The sequence below is a fragment of the Vibrio rotiferianus CAIM 577 = LMG 21460 genome (genome assembly GCF_002741985.1).
Classification (GTDB): Bacteria; Pseudomonadota; Gammaproteobacteria; order Enterobacterales; family Vibrionaceae; genus Vibrio; species Vibrio rotiferianus.
In genome coordinates, this window is record NZ_APHW01000066.1 from 1 (window position 1) to 8,795 (window position 8,795).

Below are 8,795 nucleotides of genomic sequence, written 5' to 3' on the forward strand. Positions count from 1 at the left end.
GAAATACCCCACATTCGCTTGGCAAGCCTTGAAGCATGTTTCATTCCACTAGGATCTTTCAGGCCTGTCTCACTGAACGCTCTACATCCATCGACTCTGTAAACACTGCTGACGCCTTGGTTTTCCTTACCTCATCATCAATTAGAATCTTTCCGGTCTTCTGGGCTAACCATGTGCGCGTCTCTGGGTGTTCAATCGCATAGGCAATCATCAATTTACAGTTCTCCATTACCGCACCCTCTACCGCTTCAACCTCTAAGGCTCCACAATCGGCTAAGTCACTAATGGCCTGAAAAGCTAGGATTAAATGCACGCCCTTATCCCTGACAAGACCTAGACCCGCTAAGGTGATTCTTGAAATGTGGTACTTAAATTCATCGAGGAACACCGCTACAGGTCTGTTTTCGCCCTGAGTTCTGTCACGACTTGCCGCGATCTGGAAGATTCTTTGCACAAGCATTTTCTGAACGATTTTTGTCTGTTCATTCATGCTCGAACCTACGATATACACACAACCGCCAGACTCGAAAATCTCCCGCAAATCAAAGCCCCCCCCAAGGCATTAACGCTATTTACTAGGGCGATTTCCTCCAATGAAGTCATAAAGCCGGCTGCACCATCTTTGAACTGTTCAGCCAGTGGGGATTGAAACATTGATCGGAATGTCTGAGGCCCGTTGTTGATTTCCCCTGCAAAGACTCTTGAAGCTCTACGGTCATTGCCTTTGTGAAAGTCTGCATCTGACCCCGTTTTCTCAAGCCCAAACCCTGCTGTCATAAGCTCTTCAAGCTCATATTGAGTGATACCGGCTAACATATCGATTTGATACTCATTCGAGCGCAAGTCAAACAGGTAGAAAGGCTTGTCATTGTCTTCACAGGATTTTTTCAACACATGTCTACACCATTCATCATCTTTCGGATCGAGTACGAATACAGCCTCATCAAGTCCAATCGACTGAGCAAGCAGCATCTGAGCCGCACGACCTTTACCCGCACCAGACGAACCAATCAATTGAGCGTGTTTCTTCTGGTACACATCTTTAGGGATATATTGAGGTTTGCCGTCTGAATCCATGCCAACAAACACGCCTTTGTTAAAGTCGAAATACTCAACAGGCAAATAGTTCTCTTCGTTATTTGGAAGCAGCTGATCAACGGTTCTGATATCTGTTCGTTTATTTCGCTCCAGAGAAGTCCGACGCATCACGCGATCTCTCAAGCTATCCAACCTAGGCAGAAGATAACGGCCCCCTGCAAAGAAAAGAGCCACCCCAACAGCAACAAGCGCCAGATACCAAGGTTGAGAACTTAGGATTAAGCGTTTCTCATACACAAGACCATAAGAAAAGGCATTGAAAAGATATTGATTGACGATTGGCCCCAGAGGGCCAGCCATCAATAGAACGGCAAAGACCGTTCTAATAAAATAAATTGTTACAGGGTTATTTTTTTCTTCGTCCATCCGTAGCACAGCCGCCAAGAACAGGCCGCAAGCTATGGATAAAAGCCAGCCCCAAGCAATGCAAAATACCGTGTATTCCGCCACCACCATCGCCAAGGAAAACATAATAGAATCGATCATCGTTAACAGCTCCAAACGATTAAATACTGAGCGCAATGCTACACCTCGTCAACGAGAGATGTCAACGAGAGTTGTCAACTTTGTGCGCCTCAGCTCAAAGCGCGGGTTTTAAGTGTAGCGTCCAGCGAAACGACAGGGGGGGGCCGCACAAAACTGACAAGCGGCAGCGCAGGCAAGAGTCCCCAGACTCGGGTTTTGGGTGGGGACGGAGTCCCAAGCCAAAGTCGCCAGCTAGTGAAGCGTTCAGCGTAACGGCGGGTGACCACCCTCAAAGGACCACAGATAGCGGCCCCAGAATTAAGCGGAGCATTAATTTAGGGAAGCGGTCTCTTAGTTTCTCCGGAGCGTTCAAGCGTAGGAGAAATCTTAGAGAATCGTGGTTTTTGTGGGTGGTCACGCGCAGCGTGGCGACTTTGGCTTGCCAATCTTTAGCAAGTGAAGGGCGTCCAGCCCGAAGCGCAGCGTCAGAACCCGTAAGGGTTCGTGAGAATGTTTGGGAGCGTTCAGCGGAAAACATTCGATTAAAAACCTCGTTGACATTCTTGGTTAACGATAGTTAATCGAGAATATTAACCATAGGTGTCAACGACTGACGCGCTATCGCTTGTCGGGTCAGCACTGAGCTAGCAGGTTCAATCGCTTCGCTCTTTCAGCGGCTACGCTCAGCACTCGACCTTTACTAAATGATAAAAGTTCTTATTAAGTTTTTTTGTGTGAGTAAGTAAATTTTGAAGATGTCGGGGTTTTGGATATGCTGATTGGTGAGAGGTTGAAGCGGAATTCTGGATACACTCACCCTATATTTAACGGAGTATCATTCCGTTAAATATAGTGTAAGCAGATAATTTAATATGCCGACCGGAGCCGAGTATATCGCTATCATCTGGTTAGTCCTGAGAACACAAACTAACTGCGGAAATTACCGGTTGTTCTACCGCCATCCTCACCGTTTCCCGCCAACCTAAAATCTTAGTTCCTTGCAAGGGTTACTACCCAATCTACAAGCCTCTTTGACTAACTCCATACGCTAGTACTGATTCTTGGTTCACTCATCTGGTGTGCGCTTACGGATGTACCGCTGGTAACGCATGATGCTGGAAGTTGTCGCCAGTGACACTGACCCTACCACTCGACAACTTGGAAACTTCTTGAAAGGTCTTTTCGATATGCTAATATGAAAGGACTTCTGGAGCGTAGAAGTATTCCGAAAATAACCCGTCCTGCAAAGACGGGTTTTTTCACATCTGGGGATTATCTTATCTGAGGATCTCCCCCTCATCAAACGAAATCCCCTATATACAGAATTATAGCGATTTGTTTTTATTCGCGTCTTCCTGCAGAACGGCTAGATACCGGTAATACGTTTCGATTCTTTTCTGTGTTTGCTCTGGTGTCTCTGGCTGATTGCAACCTTGTTTAATTTCAGCCATAGACGCCCCTGTTGGGCATCCTGAGTTAAGCACTAAATCTTCATGCGATGCACAAGCCCCAAGAACTGCACACACTGACACGATCAATATCTTTTTAAACATCCCTTTGAATCTCCTTACAGAATTAAAAACAATAAAATTAGTAGTTCTAACATAGGTTTATCTCCTTTAAATTGAGATTTGTGCCAGGCATGAAATAGCGAAGTCTTTTCATGCCTGGTGCGAATCCGACAAGCGATAGCGCGTCAGTCGTATTTCGAGCTGTTCGGGTAAGCGTGGCTCTCGATGTGTTCAAGAATTAGCGCATGGATAGCACTCTGACCAAACGCCTCACTATCCACCGCTGCGTCTTCCGCTTCCTCTATCAATCTCCGAAGCTTTACGCTAAAAGCCTCATCATTGCCCTGCTTTGACATTTGCGCCCCCTGTAGTTGATTGTGTGGACTCTGAGCCGATGCTTGATGTACTGCTCTTTGTCATGGTTGCGCCCTTAGATCTGGACACTAGCACTTCATAGCTTTCCCCTGAGATGTAGCCTTTCCCGTAGTATTGAGCACCATTGCGAACAATTGATAGCCCGTCTGTGTTGCCCTCTACGCTGTCAGAATCTGCCCAGAAGTGAACAGGTGCCGAGCTTCCAGTAAAGTCCAAACGAATGTCTGGTTGCTCTGTGTAACCTCGAGCAAGAGTATCTAAGATTGCGGCTCTTACTTCTTTGCTGTTCATGGCGACACGGATACTCTGTTTTGCTTTCTGACGATCTCCGTACGATGCATAGCTAACCTGCTGAGCGATGGCTTCCATTCCTGCATTAGCGGCCAACACTAAGTAATAGTTCACCGCAGCATCAAAGCGGCCAACGTTTTTATTCTTTAAAGCTTCCTTAGGCCAGCCATCAATCGGATTTGCGGCATAGGCAAAGACTGCACTTGCGATAATCTCACCGCGCAACCCTGACGGCCCTCTGATTGCGTTTACAGTGCTCCTAACCCAATCCTGTTGTATTTGTGGCGCGTCTTTCAATGCATCATTTAAATCCAGTGCATCCAACTCTTTAATTACTTTTTGCTTCTCCTCCTCCGTTCCGCGCTCTACTTCATAGAGCAATTTGATTAGTTGCCAGTTCAGACCTTTACCCGGAGATCTTCCGTATAGGTCTGTGGCGGTTTCAGTAATCAGCGGAGCTAGAGACCGAGCCACCATAACCGTAACTGCTTTTGATTGGTTAAGTTCTTTTGATGTGTCCACGCCTTGGCTACTGCTAGAGCTAGACCCCGTTTCGCTGCCTCCTGACACGCCCACAGGACTATTGTCACATCCCGATAAAGCCAACACAGACCCCATAACTAACGCCAATACACTTTTATTCATTCTGTTGTTTCTCCACTGCTTGGATTTCTTTTCTTAGGTTCGCTAGGTCTTCGCTAATATCGCCGTTCTCTAGCTGGCCCTGTAGCTGTTGAGCCAGCCTCTCTAGGTCTTGTCTCTGGCTCTCTCTGGCTTTTCTGGCTAGGTCTTTCAACTCTTTAACCAATGCCCTTTGTTCTTCCAGTTCCGCATCTGACGGGCCTTTGATTACTCCCTCGTTCCATGCATCCGCGAACTGTTTATCAAACTCCATTTGTTTGAGCTGTACGGTCGCTCTCTGCTCTTCCGCTGTGTTGTCTACCCGTTCAAACACTCCTATGAACAGAACAGCCCCAAGCACCGCAGCCGGACACACAATCAGAAGCCAATGTATAGGTGTCATTCTTTATCGTTCTCCACTATCCACTTATCCAAATCCACAAACGTGAATCGTTCTAAATACGAACCTTTCAACTGTACTTGCTGCCCCCCCCGACTTTGATTGTATCTATCGAGTAGATCACCTTTTTAAGCCGGTTAGAAACGCCCTCCGGAGTGATGTAGTACACATGTCCCCACTTACCGTCTGACATAGCTTTCAAGTGCGAGGCGATTACCTGTTGATACCTTGATCGGGTCTTGATGGTTCGCTCTACCTCTATCGCTACCAGCTCGCCCTCTGGGTTCACTGCCAGCGCATCCGGTCTATGCTGTACGCCATGAGTCTTGATGAACTCCCCACGGTCGCAGGGTGTCCAGTCTTTCCAGCCGTTTGCTAGTGCCTTGAGTCTTGCCTTTTGAATGTCCAACCTGTGCGGAAGTGTTGAAACTGCTACCCTTGACGGCTCGAATACTGGGATATCCTTGATCTCCTCATCTTCATCGAATGAGAATGCCAAACCGTGAGTAGTAAGCCCCCACAGTGTTATCCCTCTCCCCGCGCCTACATCAATTGTCGCTCGCTTAACCTTTTCCTCATGCATCAGGGTTAGAAGTAGTTTATTCACTGCCTGACGTGTCTTTACGCCCATCACCTCCGCTATGATGTCTGATGTTGACCAAACCTCATCACGCAAGAACTTTAGTACCGCTGCCCGCTTCTCTTGGGATCGCTGTGTCCGCTCTTTTGGGTCGGTGATTAGTGTGTTGAGGCGTTTATCATTCATTGCTGTAGCTCCTTATAGTTTCTCTAGGCCAGCCAGTGGGTTGTCTATCGCCTCGTTGAACGCCTCTTGCCCAATTGGTTCTGTGGTTAGTGGTTCGTTCTCTGGCTCGTCTTCCGCGTCTTCTGGCCCCTCGTCTAGTCCTGCCAGTGGGTTATCTTCTGATTCCTCCACGGCCTTTGATTTCTTGCCTTTCTTTCTCTCCAAGGCTGCTAATGGGTTTATGTCTTGTTGTCCCTCTGAAGAGACTGTGCACAGATCTATATGAGTTTTCTCAACCAGATAGCGATCGATAAAGGTTGTGAATGGCATTGATGACGCCCCGAAGAAATACCCCACATTGCTTGGCAAGCCTTGAAGCATGTTTTCATCCACTAGGAATCTTTCGGCCTGTCTCACTGAACGCTCTACATCCATCGACTCTGTAAACACTGCTGACGCCTTGGTTTTCCTTACCTCATCATCAATTAGAATCTTTCCGGTCTTCTGGGCTAACCATGTGCGCGTCTCTGGGTGTTCAATCGCATAGGCAATCATCAATTTACAGTTCTCCATTACCGCACCCTCTACCGCTTCAACCTCTAAGGCTCCACAATCGGCTAAGTCACTAATGGCCTGAAAAGCTAGGATTAAATGCACGCCCTTATCCCTGACAAGACCTAGACCCGCTAAGGTGATTCTTGAAATGTGGTACTTAAATTCATCGAGGAACACCGCTACAGGTCTGTTTTCGCCCTGAGTTCTGTCACGACTTGCCGCGATCTGGAAGATTCTTTGCACAAGCATTTTCTGAACGATTTTTGTCTGTTCATTCATGCTCGAACCTACGATATACACACAACCGCCAGACTCGAAAATCTCCCGCAAATCAAAGCCCCCCCCAAGGCATTAACGCTATTTACTAGGGCGATTTCCTCCAATGAAGTCATAAAGCCGGCTGCACCATCTTTGAACTGTTCAGCCAGTGGGGATTGAAACATTGATCGGAATGTCTGAGGCCCGTTGTTGATTTCCCCTGCAAAGACTCTTGAAGCTCTACGGTCATTGCCTTTGTGAAAGTCTGCATCTGACCCCGTTTTCTCAAGCCCAAACCCTGCTGTCATAAGCTCTTCAAGCTCATATTGAGTGATACCGGCTAACATATCGATTTGATACTCATTCGAGCGCAAGTCAAACAGGTAGAAAGGCTTGTCATTGTCTTCACAGGATTTTTTCAACACATGTCTACACCATTCATCATCTTTCGGATCGAGTACGAATACAGCCTCATCAAGTCCAATCGACTGAGCAAGCAGCATCTGAGCCGCACGACCTTTACCCGCACCAGACGAACCAATCAATTGAGCGTGTTTCTTCTGGTACACATCTTTAGGGATATATTGAGGTTTGCCGTCTGAATCCATGCCAACAAACACGCCTTTGTTAAAGTCGAAATACTCAACAGGCAAATAGTTCTCTTCGTTATTTGGAAGCAGCTGATCAACGGTTCTGATATCTGTTCGTTTATTTCGCTCCAGAGAAGTCCGACGCATCACGCGATCTCTCAAGCTATCCAACCTAGGCAGAAGATAACGGCCCCCTGCAAAGAAAAGAGCCACCCCAACAGCAACAAGCGCCAGATACCAAGGTTGAGAACTTAGGATTAAGCGTTTCTCATACACAAGACCATAAGAAAAGGCATTGAAAAGATATTGATTGACGATTGGCCCCAGAGGGCCAGCCATCAATAGAACGGCAAAGACCGTTCTAATAAAATAAATTGTTACAGGGTTATTTTTTTCTTCGTCCATCCGTAGCACAGCCGCCAAGAACAGGCCGCAAGCTATGGATAAAAGCCAGCCCCAAGCAATGCAAAATACCGTGTATTCCGCCACCACCATCGCCAAGGAAAACATAATAGAATCGATCATCGTTAACAGCTCCAAACGATTAAATACTGAGCGCAATGCTACACCTCGTCAACGAGAGATGTCAACGAGAGTTGTCAACTTTGTGCGCCTCAGCTCAAAGCGCGGGTTTTAAGTGTAGCGTCCAGCGAAACGACAGGGGGGGGCCGCACAAAACTGACAAGCGGCAGCGCAGGCAAGAGTCCCCAGACTCGGGTTTTGGGTGGGGACGGAGTCCCAAGCCAAAGTCGCCAGCTAGTGAAGCGTTCAGCGTAACGGCGGGTGACCACCCTCAAAGGACCACAGATAGCGGGGCCCCAGAATTAAGCGGAGCATTAATTTAGGGAAGCGGTCTCTTAGTTTCTCCGGAGCGTTCAAGCGTAGGAGAAATCTTAGAGAATCGTGGTTTTTGTGGGTGGTCACGCGCAGCGTGGCGACTTTGGCTTGCCAATCTTTAGCAAGTGAAGGGCGTCCAGCCCGAAGCGCAGCGTCAGAACCCGTAAGGGTTCGTGAGAATGTTTGGGAGCGTTCAGCGGAAAACATTCGATTAAAAACCTCGTTGACATTCTTGGTTAACGATAGTTAATCGAGAATATTAACCATAGGTGTCAACGACTGACGCGCTATCGCTTGTCGGGTCAGCACTGAGCTAGCAGGTTCAATCGCTTCGCTCTTTCAGCGGCTACGCTCAGCACTCGACCTTTACTAAATGATAAAAGTTCTTATTAAGTTTTTTTGTGTGAGTAAGTAAATTTTGAAGATGTCGGGGTTTTGGATATGCTGATTGGTGAGAGGTTGAAGCGGAATTCTGGATACACTCACCCTATATTAACGGAGTATCATTCCGTTAAATATAGTGTAAGCAGATAATTTAATATGCCGACCGGAGCCGAGTATATCGCTATCATCTGGTTAGTCCTGAGAACACAAACTAACTGCGGAAATTACCGGTTGTTCTACCGCCATCCTCACCGTTTCCCGCCAACCTAAAATCTTAGTTCCTTGCAAGGGTTACTACCCAATCTACAAGCCTCTTTGACTAACTCCATACGCTAGTACTGATTCTTGGTTCACTCATCTGGTGTGCGCTTACGGATGTACCGCTGGTAACGCATGATGCTGGAAGTTGTCGCCAGTGACACTGACCCTACCACTCGACAACTTGGAAACTTCTTGAAAGGTCTTTTCGATATGCTAATATGAAAGGACTTCTGGAGCGTAGAAGTATTCCGAAAATAACCCGTCCTGCAAAGACGGGTTTTTTCACATCTGGGGATTATCTTATCTGAGGATCTCCCCCTCATCAAACGAAATCCCCTCATATACAGAATTCATAGCGTATTGTTTTTATTCGCGTCTTCCTGCAGACGGCTAGATACGGTAAT

Annotated in this window: 9 protein-coding genes; all 9 read right to left on the minus strand. The window is 47.2% G+C overall.

The features are described from left to right. Positions 1–58 precede the first annotated feature (58 nt). Positions 59–490, minus strand: coding sequence for a TraM recognition domain-containing protein (locus tag B853_RS15920; protein ID WP_249027420.1), 432 nt, complete (start codon positions 488–490; stop codon positions 59–61). An 8-nt stretch (positions 491–498) separates the two neighbouring features. Then, a complete protein-coding gene (locus tag B853_RS15925; RefSeq protein ID WP_128826935.1) occupies positions 499–1,584 on the minus strand; it encodes a type IV secretory system conjugative DNA transfer family protein in 1,086 nt (361 codons plus the stop codon). Between the two features lie 1,304 nt (positions 1,585–2,888). After that, complete coding sequence (locus tag B853_RS15930; protein WP_038883229.1) at positions 2,889–3,116, minus strand: hypothetical protein; 228 nt, start codon at positions 3,114–3,116, stop codon at positions 2,889–2,891. Between the two features lie 143 nt (positions 3,117–3,259). Beyond that, on the minus strand, positions 3,260–3,430 hold the full coding sequence (locus tag B853_RS26070; RefSeq protein WP_160167630.1) for a hypothetical protein: 171 nt from the start codon (positions 3,428–3,430) through the stop codon (positions 3,260–3,262). Continuing rightward, positions 3,411–4,385 carry a hypothetical protein gene (locus B853_RS15935; RefSeq protein WP_038883228.1) on the minus strand — a complete coding sequence of 325 codons (975 nt, stop codon included), beginning with the start codon at positions 4,383–4,385 and terminating at the stop codon, positions 3,411–3,413. The genes B853_RS26070 and B853_RS15935 overlap by 20 nt, the downstream gene beginning before the upstream one ends. Further along, positions 4,378–4,764 carry a hypothetical protein gene (locus B853_RS15940; protein WP_038883226.1) on the minus strand — a complete coding sequence of 129 codons (387 nt, stop codon included), beginning with the start codon at positions 4,762–4,764 and terminating at the stop codon, positions 4,378–4,380. Before B853_RS15940 ends, B853_RS15935 begins: the two co-directional genes overlap by 8 nt. Before the next feature lie 67 nt (positions 4,765–4,831). Beyond that, positions 4,832–5,527: a MobC family replication-relaxation protein gene (gene mobC / locus B853_RS15945; RefSeq protein ID WP_128826936.1), complete on the minus strand. Its 696-nt coding sequence runs from the start codon at positions 5,525–5,527 to the stop codon at positions 4,832–4,834. A 12-nt stretch (positions 5,528–5,539) separates the two neighbouring features. After that, on the minus strand, positions 5,540–6,340 hold the full coding sequence (locus B853_RS15950) for a type IV secretory system conjugative DNA transfer family protein (RefSeq protein WP_128826937.1): 801 nt from the start codon (positions 6,338–6,340) through the stop codon (positions 5,540–5,542). 8 nt (positions 6,341–6,348) lie between these two features. Next, positions 6,349–7,434 carry a type IV secretory system conjugative DNA transfer family protein gene (locus B853_RS15955; RefSeq protein ID WP_128826935.1) on the minus strand — a complete coding sequence of 362 codons (1,086 nt, stop codon included), beginning with the start codon at positions 7,432–7,434 and terminating at the stop codon, positions 6,349–6,351. Between the last annotated feature and the right edge of the window lie 1,361 nt (positions 7,435–8,795).